Annotated in this window: 13 protein-coding genes; 4 read left to right on the plus strand and 9 right to left on the minus strand. The window is 66.2% G+C overall.

Annotated elements, in window-relative coordinates:
• Positions 1–38 precede the first annotated feature (38 nt).
• The 7 genes from deoC to AD89_RS0112765 all read right to left on the minus strand — a co-directional run bounded on the left by deoC (position 39) and on the right by AD89_RS0112765 (position 8,143).
• Positions 39–686 (minus strand): deoxyribose-phosphate aldolase, encoded by a 648-nt coding sequence (deoC, locus tag AD89_RS0112735; protein WP_025779458.1) that lies wholly within the window; start codon positions 684–686, stop codon positions 39–41.
• A gap of 121 nt (positions 687–807) precedes the next feature.
• Positions 808–2,097, minus strand: a complete 1,290-nt coding sequence (locus AD89_RS0112740) for a thymidine phosphorylase (protein WP_025779461.1) — start codon at positions 2,095–2,097, stop codon at positions 808–810.
• Between the two features lie 143 nt (positions 2,098–2,240).
• Positions 2,241–2,732 carry a cytidine deaminase gene (locus AD89_RS0112745; RefSeq protein ID WP_025779463.1) on the minus strand — a complete coding sequence of 164 codons (492 nt, stop codon included), beginning with the start codon at positions 2,730–2,732 and terminating at the stop codon, positions 2,241–2,243.
• Positions 2,733–2,831: 99 nt separating this feature from the next.
• The gene (locus AD89_RS0112750) at positions 2,832–4,115 is read right to left on the minus strand and encodes an ABC transporter permease (RefSeq protein ID WP_025779465.1); all 1,284 of its coding nucleotides are present in this window, start codon (positions 4,113–4,115) and stop codon (positions 2,832–2,834) included.
• Between the two features lies 1 nt (position 4,116).
• Positions 4,117–5,349, minus strand: a complete 1,233-nt coding sequence (locus AD89_RS0112755) for an ABC transporter permease (protein ID WP_025779468.1) — start codon at positions 5,347–5,349, stop codon at positions 4,117–4,119.
• Positions 5,346–7,001 (minus strand): ABC transporter ATP-binding protein, encoded by a 1,656-nt coding sequence (locus AD89_RS0112760; RefSeq protein WP_025779470.1) that lies wholly within the window; start codon positions 6,999–7,001, stop codon positions 5,346–5,348. The genes AD89_RS0112755 and AD89_RS0112760 overlap by 4 nt, the downstream gene beginning before the upstream one ends.
• 74 nt (positions 7,002–7,075) lie before the next feature.
• Complete coding sequence (locus AD89_RS0112765; RefSeq protein ID WP_025779472.1) at positions 7,076–8,143, minus strand: BMP family lipoprotein; 1,068 nt, start codon at positions 8,141–8,143, stop codon at positions 7,076–7,078.
• A gap of 361 nt (positions 8,144–8,504) precedes the next feature.
• On the opposite strand from AD89_RS0112765, the gene AD89_RS0112770 reads away from it, so the two are divergent.
• The 4 genes from AD89_RS0112770 to AD89_RS0112785 all read left to right on the plus strand — a co-directional run bounded on the left by AD89_RS0112770 (position 8,505) and on the right by AD89_RS0112785 (position 13,573).
• Positions 8,505–10,361: an ABC-F family ATP-binding cassette domain-containing protein gene (locus AD89_RS0112770; protein WP_025779474.1), complete on the plus strand. Its 1,857-nt coding sequence runs from the start codon at positions 8,505–8,507 to the stop codon at positions 10,359–10,361.
• 95 nt (positions 10,362–10,456) lie between these two features.
• Entirely contained in the window at positions 10,457–10,807 is a 351-nt protein-coding gene (locus AD89_RS0112775; protein ID WP_025779475.1) for a TraR/DksA family transcriptional regulator, read from the plus strand.
• 113 nt (positions 10,808–10,920) lie between these two features.
• Entirely contained in the window at positions 10,921–12,300 is a 1,380-nt protein-coding gene (locus AD89_RS18640; RefSeq protein ID WP_025779476.1) for an acyltransferase family protein, read from the plus strand.
• Positions 12,301–12,523: 223 nt separating this feature from the next.
• Positions 12,524–13,573, plus strand: a complete 1,050-nt coding sequence (locus AD89_RS0112785) for a homocysteine S-methyltransferase family protein (protein ID WP_025779478.1) — start codon at positions 12,524–12,526, stop codon at positions 13,571–13,573.
• Positions 13,574–13,968: 395 nt separating this feature from the next.
• Here the strand turns inward: AD89_RS0112785 and AD89_RS0112790 are convergent, their stop codons facing one another.
• Positions 13,969–15,111 (minus strand): aminotransferase class V-fold PLP-dependent enzyme, encoded by a 1,143-nt coding sequence (locus tag AD89_RS0112790; RefSeq protein ID WP_025779480.1) that lies wholly within the window; start codon positions 15,109–15,111, stop codon positions 13,969–13,971.
• 169 nt (positions 15,112–15,280) lie between these two features.
• Positions 15,281–16,723, minus strand: coding sequence for an NADP-dependent phosphogluconate dehydrogenase (gene gndA / locus AD89_RS0112795; protein WP_025779482.1), 1,443 nt, complete (start codon positions 16,721–16,723; stop codon positions 15,281–15,283).
• Between the last annotated feature and the right edge of the window lie 39 nt (positions 16,724–16,762).

A 16,762-nucleotide genomic window follows, 5' to 3' on the forward strand; every position in this document is an offset into this window, starting at 1 on the left:
ACCTCGCGCGAGGTTGCTGGGCCGCCGTCAGGTAGTAATTAGAGGGAGTTGAGGATGGTACGGCTGCCGGAGAGACCCAGGCGGGACGCGCCGGCGGCGATCATCTCTTCGGCCGCCTCGGCTGTGCGGATTCCGCCGGAGGCCTTCACTCCCAGGCGGTCGCCCACGGTCTCGCGCATCAGCGACACAGCGTGAGCGCTGGCTCCGCCTGCCGGGTGGAAACCGGTCGAGGTCTTGACGAATCCGGCACCGGCGGCCTCGGCGCGACGGCAGGCCTCGACGATCTGCTCATCGTTCAGCGCCGCCGACTCGATGATGACCTTGACGAGGGCATCCCCGCTGGCCTCGACGACACCCCGGATATCGGCCTCGAGCCCGTCGAAGTCCCCGGCGACGGCTTGTCCGATGTTGATGACCATGTCGACTTCGGCGGCACCGTCGGCGACGGCCTGAGCCGCCTCGGCGGCCTTGATCTTCGGCTTCACCTGGCCGGAGGGGAACCCGACGACGGTGGCCACGACGAGCTCACCCGGATCGGTGATCGGCAGCATGGACGGCGACACGCAGATCGCGAGCACGCCCAATTCCTTCGCCTCCGCCACGAGGGCATCGACGTCGGCGGGAGTCGCTTCGGGCTTGAGCAGGGTGTGGTCGATGATCGCGGCGACATCGGTGCGACTGGTCATGGGTTCCTCCAAGGTCAGTGGTGCAGTCAGTGGTGCAGTCAGTGGTGCAGTTTCTCAGGCTGTGGTTCCAGAGTAGTCAGGCCGGCGGCCGCGCAGTAGGCCCGCCGATGTGTGATCGAGCTCAGGTGATCGTGTCGAAGACGATCGATTCCGGCACCGAGGCGGCGTCCCCGCCGATCTCGACCGCGGACTCCAACGCCTCGATCGCCCGGTCGAACCGTTCCGGGGTGGCCGTGTGCAGTGTCATGAGCGGCTGTCCTGCCGTGACCGTGTCCCCGGGTTTGGCGTGGAGTTCGATTCCGGCCACATCCTGGACCGGGTCCTCCTTCCGCGCCCGTCCGGCACCCAACCTCCACGAGGCGACTCCCACCGAGAGCGCATCGAGCGAGGTGAGCACCCCGGAATCGGTCGCGGTGACGACCTCGGTGTGCTCGGCCACGGGCAGAGCGGCGTCCGGGTCGCCGTGCTGGGCGCGGATCATCTGCTTCCACTTGTCCATGGCCCGCCCGTCGGCCAAGGCGGCGCGGACGTCGATATCGGTCCTGCCCGCCAGGCGCAGCATCTCCTCGGCCAGGGCGACAGTGAGGTCGACGACGTCGGCGGGTCCGCCGCCGGCCAGGACCTCGACGGATTCGCGGACCTCGAGAGCATTGCCGACGGTCAGACCCAAGGGTGTGGACATATCGGTCAGCAGCGCCGAGGTGTTCACTCCGGCGGCCTTGCCGAGTTCGACCATCGTCTCGGCGAGCGTGCGGGCCTTCGTCAGGTCCTTCATGAACGCCCCGGAGCCGACCTTGACGTCGAGGACGAGCCCGGAGGTGCCCTCGGCGATCTTCTTCGACATGATCGAGGAGGCGATGAGCGGGATGCAGTCGACGGTCGAGGTGATGTCGCGCAGGGCGTAGAGCTTCTTGTCCGCCGGAGCCAGACCGGATCCGGCGGCGCAGATGACGGCGCCGACGTCCTCGAGCTGGTCGACGATCGCCTCATTGCTCAGTCCCGCCTGCCAGCCGGGAATCGATTCGAGTTTGTCCAAGGTGCCGCCGGTGTGGCCGAGACCGCGGCCGGAGAGCTGCGGGACGGCCACGTCGAAGACGGCGACGAGCGGGGCCAGGGGCAGGGTGATCTTGTCGCCGACTCCCCCGGTCGAATGCTTGTCCGACGTCGGTCGGGTCAGCGACGAGAAGTCCATCCGCTCACCGGAGTCGATCATCGCCTGCGTCCAGTGGGCGATCTCGTCGGGTGCCATATCGTTGATGAAGATCGCCATGGCCAGGGCCGCCATCTGCTCGTCGGCAACGGCGCCGCGGGTGTAGGCGTCGATGACCCAGTCGATCTGCTCCTTGCTCAGGGCTCGGCCATCGCGTTTGGCGGCGATGACGTCGACGGTGTCGAATGCTTCTACGCTCACGGTCTCAATCCTTCGTTGTCGTCGAAATCTTCGTTGTCGGCTCAGTCGTCGCCCTCAAGGCCCTGGTCCTCAACAGACTCTGTCCTCAGGGGCCCCAGCCGTCTCGTTCCGGCCACGTCCGCCTCGGCGCGGGAGTCGATCGGTCAGTGCTTGGCCGTATGGTCGCGGCGTGCGGCGGCCAGGTGATCGGGTCCGAATGCCTCGGGCAGGACCACGGACATCGGCTCACGTCCGCTGGGCATGTTGATGACGAGGTCGTTTCCGCCGTGTTCGAACAGCAGCTGCCGGCACCGTCCGCAGGGAACGAGGGTGTTGCCTTCCCCGTCCACACAGTCGAAGGCGACGAGGCGGCCGCCGCCGGTCATGAACATCTCGGAGACGAGCGAGCACTCCGCGCACAGAGTCACCCCGAACGAGGCGTTCTCGATATTGCAGCCGCCGACGATGCGCCCGTCGTCGACGAGACCGGCCGCCCCGACCGGATAGTTCGAATAGGGCACATAGGCCCGCGCCATTGCCCGCTTCGCTTCGGCCCGCAGCAGCTCCCACGTGCCCTCGCTGAGGTCCTCGGGGGCGACCGGGGTGGGTTCCTCGCTCCAAGCCGGGTCGGTCGGGTGAGGTTCGGGGACAGTCATGGGGAGACCTCTTCCTTCGGGTGGTGACTGTGGGGTGCTCGAGGGGTCGTGCCGGTTCGTCGGGGACGGTGGCTGACCGATCCGTCGCCGAGGCGGGACTCACTTCACGTAGGGCACACCTTCCGCGGCCGGCGGGCGGACCCTGCCGACGAATCCGGCGACAGCGAAGACGGTGACGATGTAGGGCAGCATGAGCAGCAGCTCGTTGGCCACCGGGGTGCCGATGGACTGCAGGGTGTTGCCGAGGCTCTTGGAGAAGCCGAACAGCAGAGCCGCCAGCAGCGCACCCTTCGGGTTCCATTTGCCCAGGATCATCGCGGCCAGGGCGATATAGCCCTGCCCGGCCGACATCTCCTTGCCGAAGGCCAGTCCGGAGCCGACGGTGAAGAAGGCACCGCCGAGACCGGCGATGGCACCGGCGAGCAGAGTGTTGCGCACGCGGGTGAAGTTGACCTTGATGCCCACGGTGTCCGCGGCCTTCGGGTGCTCACCGACGGCGCGCATCCGCAGTCCCCACTTCGATCGGAAGACGAAGATCTGCAGGGCGATGACGACGACGTACATGATGTAGACGAGGATGTTCTGGTCGAACAGCACCCGCCCGAGCACCGGAATGTCCGAGAGCAGCGGGATCGGCAGATTCGGCAGCTTCTGCCGGGAGTTCCACAGTCCTGGGTCCTGGGTGAGCACCGTCGAGTACAGGAAGCTCGTGATGCCGACGACGAGGACGTTGAGGACGACGCCGATGATGATCTGGTTGACCCAGTACTTCACCGCGAAGAAGGTGAGCACCACGGCGACCAGAGCACCGGCGATGGGGGCTGCGAGCAGACCCGCGTACGGGTTGTTCACCACCGAGGCGACGACCGCGGCGAGGAAGGCGCCGGCCAGCAGCTGGCCCTCGATGGCGATGTTGATGATGCCCGACCGTTCTCCCACGAGACCGCACATGGCGCCGAAGATCAGCGGCACGGACAGTGCCAGGGCACCGGCGAGCAGCGTGGTCAGCGGGATCACACCGCCGGATCCGCCGCCTGCCCAGGCGAGGAACGACAGGACGAAGATGACGCCGAAGAGCATCGGGAACCAGGAGCCGAAGTCGATGCGCTTGATCGCCGCATAGATCGACACGGCGGCCATGATGACGAGCAGGATGCCCAGCGTCAGCCCCGCCGCCGTCGAGGACACGGCGAAGTCGGGGATGGCGAAGAAGTCTCCGCCGCTGGCCACGCGGAAGGTCGTCTCTCCGTCACGGCCGATGAGGCCGAAGCAGATGAGCGAGATCAGCGCCAGGATCGTATAGACGATCGGGAATTTCCAGGCGATCGGCGAAAGCGCCTTGACCTGGGTCGAAGGTGTCTTGTCCACGGTCTGAGCGGTCATCTCAGTCCTCCTTCCGCTTGAGCACCGGCGTGGGCAACCGGAAGATCGACCTCACCAGTGGCGGGGCCGCGATGAGCAGCACGATGACGGACTGGACGACGAGGACGATGTCGATCGGCGTACCGGTCTGGGACTGCATGAGATAGCCGCCGGCTTTGAACGCGCCGAAGAGCAGCCCGGCGAGGAACGTCCCCAACGGCTTCGACCGTCCCAGCAGGGCGACGGTGATCGCGTCGAAGCCGATCGATCCGCTGATGCCGCCGGTGAGTTTGAATTCGGTGCCGAGCACCTGGGCGGCACCGCCGAGTCCGGCCAGGGCACCGGCGACGATCATGACCGTCACAGTCACCTTGGACACCGAGATGCCGGCGGTCCGAGCCGCATGCGGGTTCGCACCGACGGCCTTGAACTCGAAGCCGATCGTCGACCGCTCGAGCAGCCACCACACGAAGATCGTGGCGAGGATGGCGATGATGAAACCGAAGTGGAGGCGGAACGGCGCGGGCAGCAGCAGGAACATGTGCGCGGAGTCGTCGATGACGCGTGACTGCGGGTTGGCCGAACTCGTGTGCGTGAACCAGTTCTCCTTGAGCAGGTAGCCCAGTGCATAGCCGGCGATCGAGTTGAGCATGATCGTCACGATGACTTCGTTGGCGCCGGTGCGCGCCTTGAGCACACCGGCGATGCCGGCCCAGATCGCACCGCCGATGATGCCGCCGACGACGGCGACGAGCATGTGGACGACGGGAGGCAGCGGCAGCGCATAGCCGAGGAAACCGGCGATGGTCGCGCCTAGGATGACCTGGCCCTGACCGCCGATGTTGAACAGACCGCAGCGGAAGGCCAGGGCGATGCCGAGACCGGTGAGGATGAGCGGGGTGCCCGAGACCATCGACTCGGTCAGGGGCCGGATGGCGCGTTCTGTGGTGCGTGCTTCCCAGTCGAAGACCGCCCCGCGGAACAGCGCCGAATAGGCGTTGCCCACGGTCTGGAAGAGCGTGGCGAAGAATTCGCCGGGCGCGGCGAAGAAGTTCTCGGCCGCCGCGACGACCTCAGCGTTCGACACGGCGATGAGGACGCCGCCGAACAGGAGGGCGAGCACGATCGCCAGCAGCGAGACGAGCCAGGATCCCGACAGGATCTGCTGCAGCAGACTCTGTTCCCTGCCGTCGGCGGTCTCGGGCTTCGGCGGCGGTGCCGGCGAAGGAGCCGTCGGTGCGATATCAGTCGTCATTTGGTCTCCTCCGCCGAGGTGGTGGCTGAGTCGTCGTCCGCCGGGGTGGCGGTGGATGCGGAATCCGCCGAGGTGGCGGCCGGTTCCGCATCGTCTGCCGGGTTCGCGGCACCATCGGTGCTCGCGCTGCCGGCCGTGGCTTCGAGGGCTTCGTCGGCGGGAACGCCGGCCATCATCAGGCCCAGTGCCTCGCGGGAGGTCTCGGGTCCCACGATGCCGACGATGCGTCCGGCGTACATCACGGCGATGCGGTCGGCGAGTCCGTAGACCTCGTCGAGTTCGGTCGAGACGATGATGCAGGGAGTGCCGGCATCGCGTTCGGCGATGACGCGCTTGTGCACGAATTCGATCGATCCGACGTCGAGGCCGCGGGTGGGCTGGCTGGCGATGAACAGCCGCAGGTCACGACCGAGCTCGCGGGAGAGCACCACCTTCTGCTGGTTGCCTCCCGACAGGGTCGCGATCGGGTCGACCACGCTGCCGAGGCGGATGTCGAACTCGTCGACTTTCTTCTTCGCCTCCTCCGTGATGACCTTCGGTTTGAGGTTGAGGCCCTTGGCATAGGGTTCACGATCGTAGACGTCGAGGATCATGTTCTCGCGGATGGCGAACTCCGCGATGATGCCGTCGGTCGACCGATCCTCGGGAACGAATCCGATGCCGGCACCGAGGCGGCCCTTCACCGACTTCCCGATGAGGTCCCTGCCGTCGAGCGTGACCGAGCCCAGGCGGGGTTCGGTCAGGCCGATGATCGTCTCGGCCAGTTCGGTCTGCCCGTTGCCCTGGACACCGGCGACGGCGAGGATCTCGCCGCGACGGACGTCGAAGGACACATCGTCGACGACGACGTTCTCGGCTTTGTCGACGACGGTGAGCCCGCGGACCTGGAAGGTGGCATCGCCCGGATCGGCGGCGTCCTTCTCGGTCGTGAGGGACACAGCACGGCCGACCATCTGGCTGGCCAGTTCGGTCTCGGTCGAATCCGGGGAGGCCTCGCCGACGATCTTGCCGCGGCGGATGACGGTGATGGCGTCGGCGATCGCGCGGACTTCGCGGAGTTTGTGGGTGATGAACACGATCGAGGTGCCCTGCTCTTTGAGCTGGCGCATGATCGAGATGAGTTCGTCGGTCTCCTGCGGAGTCAGCACGGCCGTGGGCTCGTCGAGGATGAGGATCTCGGCGTCCCGGGACAGGGCCTTGATGATCTCCACGCGCTGCTGGGCGCCGACCGGCAGGTCCTCGATGAGGGCGTCGGGGTCGATATTGAAGTTGAAGCGCGACGAGATCTCTTTGACCTTCTTCCGCGCCTCGTTGATGTCGAGGAGTCCGAGGCTCTTCGTCGGTTCGTAGCCCAGCGCCACGGATTCGGCCACGGTGAACACGGGCACGAGCATGAAGTGCTGGTGGACCATGCCGATTCCCGCGGCCACGGCATCGCCCGGGCCGGAGAACTTCACCGGCTCGTCGTCGATGAGGATCTCTCCTCCATCGGCGTCGTAGAGTCCGTAGAGGACGTTCATCATGGTGGATTTGCCGGCGCCGTTCTCACCCAGCAGGGCGTGGATCTCGCCCGGCTGGATGGTGAGATCGATGTGGTCGTTGGCCACGAACGATCCGAACACCTTGGTCATCCCGCGAAGCTCGAGTTTCACTGCTTCCGGTTCTCCTCACAAACTTGAAAACTGCAGGGCCGAAAGAACTCGGCCCTGCAGTTTATCCGACGAGCTTACTTCGGTGTGCTCTCCGACTCGACGACGAGGCTACCGTCGATGATCTGCTTCTTCAGCTCTTCGACGTCCTTCTTCACGTCTTCGGGAACCTTGTCCTCGAAGTCGTGGTACGGAGCGATGCCCACACCTTCGTTCTCGAGCGTGCCGACGTAGGGCTCATTGGTGAAGTTGTCCTCGGTGCCTTCCTTGATGGTGTCTTCGACGGCCTGCGAGATCTGCTTGACCACCGAGGTGAGGATGATGTCGCCGTATTCGGTCGACTCGTAGCCATCGGAGTCGACCCACACGAGGTCGACGTCGCCGGCTTCCTTCGCCGCCGCTGCGGCACCGAGGCCGACGGGTCCGGCCACGGGCATGATGACGTCCGCGCCCTGCGAGATGAGCTGCTTGGTCAGTTCCTGGCCCTGTCCCTGGTTCTCGAAGTCACCGGAGAACGATCCGTCCTGCTTCTCCTTGTTCCAGCCGAGCAGCTTGACGTCCTTGTTGTTGTCCTCGTTGAATTTGTCCACGCCATCGGCGAAGCCGTCCATGAAGATCGTCACCGACGGAATCTGGATGCCGCCGAAGGTGCCGACCTTGCCCGACTCCGAGGTCGCGGCCGCAACATAGCCGGCCAGATACGCGGCCTCGGCGGTGTTGAAGACGACTGCCTTGGCGTTGTCGAGCGTCACCGGCTTGCCGTCGGCGTCGGAGAACGTGGAGTCGATGAGCGCGAAGTTGAGGTCCGGGTTCGCTTCGGCGGCTTCCTGGATCGTGTCCTCGAGGAGGAATCCGACGCCGAAGGTGAGGTTGCAGCCCTGCTGCACCATGTTGTCGACGTTCGGCCCGAAGTCCGCGTCGCCCTGCGATTCGGCGAGCTTCTCTTCGATTCCCAGGTTCTTCTTCGCGCTCTCCATACCTTCCCGACCGGACTGGTTGAAGGACTGGTCGTCCCAACCGCCGGAGTCGGAGACCATGCAGGCGAGGTAGTCGGAGCCGGATTCGCCTCCTTCACCTGAACCACAGGCCGAGAGGACGAGGGCGGATGCGGCGATCATCGACACCGCTGAAGCGAGCTTCTTCACGTTTTCTCTTTTCTGATACAGACAGTGCACACGGATGAGGGCGCTGTCTGCCCCTACCGAAGATGTGAAACCACTGGACGAACTGTCATATTTTGATGAGTTTCGGTCAGTCTAATGCACCGAAGTCGTTTCGGCGGCTCCGCTAGCACCTCAATCACGGACACCGATATGAAAAAGAAATATTCCGTCACGCACGGCCGTTCGCGGTCCGCAATGCGAACGCACAGACCCCCATCTTTGAGACAGTCGACCGTGGCGCGGAGACCGCCTGCCGACACAGAGCAGACACTCCGCTGGGGCACAGAGCAGAGCCCCAGCAGTGGCCGGGACCCGGTCATCGTGAACTAGGCTAGGGAGCGCTATGGCACATCTCCTCGGGGCAGAAGCCCTCCACCTCGAATATCCCACGCGCGTCGTCTTCGACTCCGTCACCCTCGGCGTCGAGTCCGGCGACATGATCGGCATCGTCGGCCGCAACGGCGACGGCAAGTCGAGTCTGCTCGGCATGCTCGCCGGCACCATCGAACCCGATTCCGGACGCGTGACCTATCGCGGCGGTCTGCGTCTGGGCATGCTCGGCCAAAGCGATGACCTCGATGACGAAGCGACCGTGGGCTTCTCCGTCGTCGGCGATGCCGCCGATCACGAATGGGCGGCCGATCCGCGGGCCCGTGACATCATCTCCGGACTCATCGCCGATCTCGATTGGGATGCGCAGATCTCCTCGCTCTCCGGCGGTCAGCGCCGCCGGGTGGCCCTGGCGGCGCTGCTCATCGGCGATTGGGACATGCTCATCCTCGACGAGCCGACGAACCATCTCGACGTCGACGGCATCGCATGGTTGGCCAAGCATGTGCGCGGCCGGTGGCCGAAGAACGCCGGAGCCCTGCTGCTGGTCACCCACGACCGGTGGTTCCTCGACGAGGTGTGCACGAAGACCTGGGAGGTCCACGACCGCATCGTCGAGCCCTTCGAAGGCGGTTATGCCGCCTACGTCCTCCAGCGCGTCGAACGCGACCGGATCGCTGCCGCCACCGAGGCGAAGCGACAGAATCTCATGCGCAAGGAACTCGCATGGCTGCGGCGCGGCGCACCCGCTCGGACGTCGAAGCCGAAGTTCCGCATCGAGGCGGCCAACCAGCTCATCGCCGACGTGCCCGAGGTCCGCAATCCGATCGAGTTGAAGAAGATGGCCACGGCCCGCCTGGGCAAGGACGTCGTCGATCTGCTCGACGTGTCCAAGCACTTCGGTGAGACTGCGATCCTCGACGATGTCACCTGGCGTATCGGTCCCGGCGAACGCACCGGAATCCTCGGCCCCAACGGCGCCGGGAAGTCGACCCTGCTGGGTCTGATCTCGGGAGAGATCGACCCCGATGCCGGACGGGTCAAGCGCGGCAAGACCGTGCAGATCGGCGTGCTCGATCAGCAGTTCAAGGATCTGGCCCGGATCGCCGACTCCCGTGTGCGCGAAGTCCTCGCCGAGTCGAAGACTTCGTTCACCATCGAAGGCAAGGACTTCACCCCGGCTCAGCTGCTCGAACGGCTCGGCTTCGCGAAGGAACATCTGTCCGCACGGGTCAAGGAGCTCTCCGGCGGACAGAAGCGCCGCCTCCAGCTTCTGCTGCTGCTCATGGCCGAACCCAATGTCATCATCCTCGATGAGCCGACCAACGACGTCGATTCGGACATGCTTGCGGCCATGGAGGATCTTCTCGATTCCTGGCCGGGCACCCTCATCGTCGTCTCCCACGACCGGTACCTGCTGGAGCGCGTGACCGATCAGCAGTACGCGATCCTCGATCACGGACTGCGCCATGTTCCCGGCGGCGTCGAAGAGTACCTGCGACTGCGAGCCGAACAGGAACGCCGGGGTGCCGCCGGTTCGAACAAGGCGTCCGGCAGTTCTAACGGGGCCGCGACGGGAACCGGCGGGGACGGTTCCGGTGGGGCCGCCTCGGCGAGCGAGGGAGCCACGTCGGCTCCGAAACTGTCCGGTGCGCAAGCCCGGGCGGCGAAGAAGGAAGTGTCCGCGATCGAACGGCGGATGGACAAGCTGGGCGCGCAGATCGCGCAGAAGCACGAGGAGATGGCCGCCCACGACCAGACCGACTTCGAAGGACTGGCCGAGCTCACGGCAGCGATCCGTGAGTCTCAGGACGAACTCGACGAGCTCGAGATGCGCTGGCTCGACGCCTCCGAGGCCCTGGAAGCCTGAACGTTCGACGCCGGAGTTTCGAGGCGACGAACGACGACAATGCCGAACGACGATAATGCCGGACGACGAAGCCGGACCACGCCGAGGAGACGACGATGATCGACGAAGCGCAGATGCGGGAGCGGCTCGAGGATGAGCGGGCGGAGACGCAGGCGCTCATCAACCGTCTGACCCAAGGTATCGACGAGGTCTCGGCCGCCCGCGACGGTGACAACAGCGACGACGAGCACGACCCGGAAGGCGCGACGCTGGCCTTCGAACGGTCGCAGGCCGCGACCCTGCTCGAACAGTCCGAAAATCGCCTCGATGAGATCGCCGAGGCGGTCGACCGCCTCGCCGCGGGCACGTTCGGGATCTGCATCGAATGCGGCAGACCCATTGCCGAGGCGCGGCTGGAGGCCCGCCCCTATGCGGCCAAATGCGTCAATTGCGCCGCCCGCGACTAGTCGTTTCCATCGCTGGTCGCACACGCGAGGCCAGCGTCCCACATGACCGGGCGACCACCTCGGCGATGGTGTGATCTTTCCCCAAAGCCTGCCGGGTGCGGTAGTGTATCGGCGTGTCAACACGGGACTATCGCATCGACCGCGCCAAGGGAATACTGATCTTCCTGGTGGTTTTGGGCCACCTTCTCGCTCGAACCTCTCCGTGGGAGTCGCCGATCCTGGGCGCACCGATGTACTTCATCTACATGTTCCACATGCCGGCGTTCGTCTTCCTCGCCGGAATCACGGCGAAGTCGAACAAGCTGGCCGAACGGGTGCTGACCTACTTCGTTCTCCTCGCCACGGTGCTGCCGCTCATGTGGGGGTGGATGTGGATCTTCGGGCTCAATCCCGACTACGACTTCCTCAGACCGTTCTGGTACACGTGGTTCCTGCTGTCGATGGCGTGGTGGATGATCACGGTCCCCTTCATCGAGCGCTTCCCCCGCACGATGCTCGTCGCCTCGCTCGTCGTCGGGCTCTTCGGCGGACTCCTGCCGATCCTCGACACCGAACTCTCCGCGGCTCGGACGATGGCGTTCTGGCCGTTCTTCGTCATCGGCAAGCTCTACGGCAAGCAGATCATCGGCTGGGCGGGCAGCCTTGCGATCTGGCAGAAACTCGGCCTCAGCGTCGCCGCACTCGCAGCAGTCGGATACTTCTACCTCGACCAGGTCGATCACAACTGGCTCTACGGCAGCCTCAACTTCGCCCACTTCGGCGTCAGCGTTCCCGAAGGCGTAGGCCTGCGCCTCATCGTCGACCTCGGAGCGGTGCTGCTGACATTGGCGCTCCTGACCTGGCTGTCGAACACGAAAGACACGCTCGCCACGATCGGCAAGCACAGCCTGGCGGTCTACATCCTCCACGGCTTCGTCGTCCGCGGCCTGCAGCCGGTCCTCGACGACAGCCGCACCGTACTCCACGACGCCGTCGTCCTCCTCATCTGCGCGGCCCTGGCCGTGGTGTGGACGGGCGTGCTGTCCTGGGGGCCCTTCGAACGCGCTCTGCGCTGGTGGTCGTCGACCGTCACGGGCCTGCTGCTCAAACCGTTCCCGTTCCTGCGACCGGAGGATTCCGACCGGCGCGGCGGACGTGGCGGCGGCAGCCGACGTAGCCGCCGTGGAGATGCCTACTACTCCGGCGACGCTCATCACCCCGGCAACGCCTACAGCGAGGGCGACGGACCGGACCGGCAGGGACTCGGCCTGCAGCCGCTGCCCGGAGTCGGCTACCAGCACTCCCCCGGCTTCGAACAGCAGCCGGGCCAGCAGCAGTCCTTCGCCTCGCCGGCACCGGTCGCGGGCGAGGCGTACCCGCTGCCGGGTTCGCACGAGGTTCCGCAGAACAACGCCACGTACGAAACCACGCAGGAGGTTCCCGCCGGAGCCGCCCAGCGGGCAATGCGCTACCGTCGCCTGCCGGTCTACCTCAGCGGCGACGAGGACAGCTGACCCTCGGTCCGCAACCGCCGGTGCCTGCCCCCGACCGGGCCACACCGGAGCCCAGCTGTGAGCGCTCTTCGGCGGGCCGCCTCGGCGAATGTCGTGTCCTTTCATGGCGATCGGCGACGATTTGTGTCGATGTGACGGACGTCGCTGCGGCGATCGATGGTGTGATACCCAGGTTCGGGCCGCTCGCCCGGGCTCGACCACATCATCGAATCGGAGAGCAACCATGACCGCGACCAACGCACTGACCCAACGCCTCGATGCCGGCCCCGTGATCTGCGCGGAAGGCTTCCTGTTCGAGCTCGAGAAACGCGGATACCTGTCGGCCGGCGAATTCGTCCCCGAGGTGGCCCTCGAATTCCCCGATGCCCTGCGGTCGCTGCACGTCGACTTTCAGCGGGCCGGCTCCGACATCGTCGAGGCCTTCACCTACAACGGACACCGCGAGAAGATGCGCGTGATCGGCAAGGAGGACCTGCTCGAGCCTCTCAACCGCGCCGCCCTGCAGATCGCCCGGTCCGTCGCCGATGCCGAGCCCGGGAACTTCATGGCCGGCAACATCTCGAACTCCAACATCTGGGACCCGGCCGATGAGTCCAAGCAGGCCGAGGTGCGGGCCATGTTCGCCGAGATGGTCGGCTGGGCGGTCGAGGAAGGTGCCGACCTCATCATCGGCGAGACCTTCTACTTCGCCGGTGAGGCCATCGCCGCCGCCGAGATCGCCAAGGCCAGCGGGCTGCCCGTCGTGCTCACACTGGCACCGATGGCCTTCCAGGAGATGGCCGACGGGGTCGGGATCGTCGAGACCGCGCAGCGCCTCGAGCAGCTCGGCGTCGATGTCGTCGGCCTCAACTGCTTCCGCGGGCCGATGACGATGCTGCCGTGGCTCAAGGAGATCCGGGCGGCCGTGTCCTGTCACGTCGGCGCCCTGCCGATCCCCTACCGCACCACGGAGGATGAGCCGACGTTCTTCAACCTCTCCGACCCCCGCGCCGAGGTGGCCTCTCCGCACGGGCGCACGTTCCCCACCGCTCTCGATCCCCTGCAGACCAACCGCTACGAGATCGGTGCGTTCGCGAAGGAGGCCTACGACCTGGGCGTCAACTACATCGGCGTTTGCTGCGGCGCCACCCCGATGCACATCCGCGAGGTCGCCGAGGCGGTCGGGCTGACCACAGAAGCCAGCCGGTTCTCCGAGAACATGGCCAACCACTTCATGTACGGCAGCAACGAACGGCTCGCCGACAACGTCGTCGCCCTCGGAGACACCGCCTGAGGCCGAGCGCAGAGCCGGACCCGCCCGGCGGCGGAGCGTGCCCGGCGGCGCAGCGTGCCCGGGACCGGAACGTGCCCGCGCAGGATTCTCCGGTAGGTAATTGTTGATTTCCCACGAAGATTTCTGCAATTACCTCCCGGAGAATCGGGCGGTCGCGTCGAGCGCTGCTGAACTCGGCTGCGCGTGGCTCAACCCATTGCGGCCGCGCGAGCCTCTCCGAGCATCCCTCACCGTTGATGGTGGCCTGCACCGTTAGCGTCACAACATACAGTCAGCGCCATAGCCTCTCGTTGCAGCGGGAGGTTATGGCGCTGACTGTGTAAGTTGCGACTGCCTGTGTAAGTTGCGACTGCCGGTGGGCGCGGGCGCTGCCGGTGCAGGTTCGTGCGCGCCGCTCAGGCTTCGGCGGTCACGCCGATCGAGTCGAGAGCGGCCTCGAGGCGAGCGATCGTGCCGTCGATGTCGCCGAGCTTGTCGAGACCGAACAGGCCGATGCGGAAACTCGAGAAATCCTCGGGCTCATCGCACTGCAGCGGCACGCCAGCGGCGATCTGCACGCCGACCTCCTTGAAGCCGGCGCCGGTGGCGAGCTGCGGGTTGTCGGTGTGGACGACGACCACGCTCGGCGAGGCGAACTCGTCCGACGCCACCGAGGGCAGTCCGCGTTCGGCGAAGACCGCGCGCACGCGCTGCCCGAGCTCGGCCTGCGCCGCGGCGAGCTTGTCGAAGCCGCGCTCCTCGCTCTCGGCCATGAGCTTGGCGTTGTGCGCCAGAGCGTCGGTGGGCATCGTCGCATGGTACGGCGCACGACCGGCTTCGTATTCGTCGGCGATGAACAGCCACTTCTTCAGATCCATCGCGAAGCTCGTCGACGTCGTCGCCTCCACGGCGGCGCGGCCGGCCTTGCTGAGCATGACGTATCCGGCGCACGGCGATCCGCTCCAGCCCTTCTGCGGGGCGGAGACGAGCACATCGACACCGAGGTCGGTCATCGATGCCCACACCGCACCCGAGGCGATGCAGTCGAGAACGAAGATTCCGCCGACCGAATGCACGGCCTCGGAAACCTGGCGGACGTAGTCATCGGGCAGGACCATTCCCGAGGCGGTTTCGACGTGGGGAGCGAACACGACAGCGGGCTTCTCGCGCTCGATGGCGGCGACCACCTCGGCGATGGGGGCCGGCGACCACGGCGACTGGTGCTCGGCGGACTCCGGGGAGGCCTTGAGCACGGTCGTCTCCGAGGCGATGGCTCCGGCGTCGAGGATCTGCGACCAGCGGAAGGAGAACAGACCGTTGCGCACGATCAGCGCCTTCTTGCCGGTGGCCACTTGGCGGGCCACGGATTCCATGGCGTAGCTGCCGCCGCCGGGGACGATGGCTGCGGAATCGGCATCGTAGGCCGAGCGCAGGATCCGGTTGATCTCCTGCATCACGGACACGAATCGCTGCGACATGTGGTTGAGCGATCGGTCGGTGAAGACCACCGAGTATTCGAGCAGGCCGTCTGGGTCAACATCTTCGTGTGGCAAAGTCATGGCTCTAACATATCGACAGTCCGACATCCGGGCCACCACAGTCGATGGGTGAGATCAGTTCGACCGTCACCGAGGCGCGGCCGACCGTCAGTTTCGCACCGCACCGAGGCGGCCCCGTCGTTCCGGTCGACTGTCACCGAGGCGGCCGACCGTTCGGAGCTCGATCGGCTCAGAGCTCGACTTCGCTGCGATCCCCCGACCACAGGGTGTGGAAGGTCCCGGGACGGTCGGTGCGCGCATAGGTGTGCGAACCGAAGCGGTCGCGCTGGGCCTGGATGAGAGCGGCGCTGCCCGCCTCGGTGCGCAGTCCGTCGAAGTAGGACAACGTCGAGGCCAGCGCGGGGACGGCGATGCCGCCACCGATAGCCTGGACGACACTCGAACGCAGGGATTCCTGGCAGCCCTCGGCAACCTCGCGGACGAACTCGGCAGCCAGCAGGTTCTCTGGAGGGGCCGGGGAATCGAAGGCCCCGACGATGCGATCGAGCAGTCGGGCCCGGATGATGCATCCGGCCCGCCAGATCCCAGCGAGGCGCCCGAGGTCGATGTCCCAGCCGTGTTCGGCGGCCCCGGCAGAGATCTCGTGGAAGCCCTGCACGTAGGCCATGACCTTGCCGAGCAGCAGCGCCCGACCGATTTCGTCGATGCGAGCCGTCCGCTCGTGGCCGGGCAGCGACGACGGTTCGGCGCCGGGACGGGGACCGGCCAGCCGGAGCCCCTGAGCGCGCAGATCGAGCGCGGATGACAGCGACCGGGAGAAGACCGCCTCGGCGATGGTGGGCACCGGAACCCCGAGATCCAGCCCGACCTGCGCTGTCCACGCACCCGTGCCCTTGGCCTTCGCCGCATCGGCGACGATATCGACGAACGGCCGGCCCGTCGCCTCGTCGACGTGGGCGAGGACGTCGGCGGTGATCTCGATGAGGTAGGACTCGAGCTCTCCGGTGTTCCAGTCGGCGAAGACCTCGGCGATCTCGGCCGGCGTCATCCCCAGGCCGTCGCGCAGGAGGGCGAAGGCCTCGCTGATGAGCTGCATATCGGCGTATTCGATGCCGTTGTGGACCATCTTGACGAAATGCCCGGCCCCGTCGGTGCCGATGTGGTCCACGCAGGCCTCATCTCCGGCCTGTGCTGCGATGGGTTCGAGCAGGGGGCGCAGACGCTGCCATGCGGTCTCCGATCCGCCGACCATGAGGGAAGGTCCGAGCAGAGCGCCGACCTCTCCCCCGGAGATGCCGACCCCGGCGAACTCGATGCCGGTGCCCTCGAGTCGGACCCCACGGTCGATCGTGTCCCGGAAGTGGGAATTGCCGCCGTCGACGATGATGTCACCTGGTGCGAACGCCTCGGCGAGGTCGCCGATCGCCGAATCCGTGGCTCTTCCGGCGTTGACCATGAGGATCGCCACCCGCGGTTCGGCGAGCTTCGCGGCCAGGTCGGTCGGGTCGGAGGCGACGATGAAATCGGCCTCGGGGAAGTCCTGAGCCAGGCTCTGGGCGCGTTCGACGTCCCTGTCGTAGACGGCCACACGGTGGTCGGACTGCCGGGCGAGATTGCGGGCGAGATTCGATCCCATCACACCGGTTCCGATCACTGCGACATCGGCCTTCATGAGCATTCCTCTTCCCTGGATCGGCAGTATTGACAGTCG

This window comes from Brevibacterium sp. VCM10, assembly GCF_000583215.1.
GTDB lineage: Bacteria > Actinomycetota > Actinomycetes > Actinomycetales > Brevibacteriaceae > Brevibacterium > Brevibacterium linens.

Coding starts and splice junctions, on each gene's coding strand:
- gndA (WP_025779482.1), bottom strand. CDS start 16,723: ATGAAGGCCGATGTCGCAGTGATCGGAACCGGTGTGATGGGATCGAAT.
- AD89_RS0112785 (WP_025779478.1), top strand. CDS start 12,524: ATGACCGCGACCAACGCACTGACCCAACGCCTCGATGCCGGCCCCGTG.
- deoC (WP_025779458.1), bottom strand. CDS start 686: ATGACCAGTCGCACCGATGTCGCCGCGATCATCGACCACACCCTGCTC.
- AD89_RS0112770 (WP_025779474.1), top strand. CDS start 8,505: ATGGCACATCTCCTCGGGGCAGAAGCCCTCCACCTCGAATATCCCACG.
- AD89_RS0112750 (WP_025779465.1), bottom strand. CDS start 4,115: ATGACCGCTCAGACCGTGGACAAGACACCTTCGACCCAGGTCAAGGCG.
- AD89_RS0112745 (WP_025779463.1), bottom strand. CDS start 2,732: ATGACTGTCCCCGAACCTCACCCGACCGACCCGGCTTGGAGCGAGGAA.
- AD89_RS0112790 (WP_025779480.1), bottom strand. CDS start 15,111: ATGACTTTGCCACACGAAGATGTTGACCCAGACGGCCTGCTCGAATAC.
- AD89_RS0112775 (WP_025779475.1), top strand. CDS start 10,457: ATGATCGACGAAGCGCAGATGCGGGAGCGGCTCGAGGATGAGCGGGCG.
- AD89_RS0112755 (WP_025779468.1), bottom strand. CDS start 5,349: ATGACGACTGATATCGCACCGACGGCTCCTTCGCCGGCACCGCCGCCG.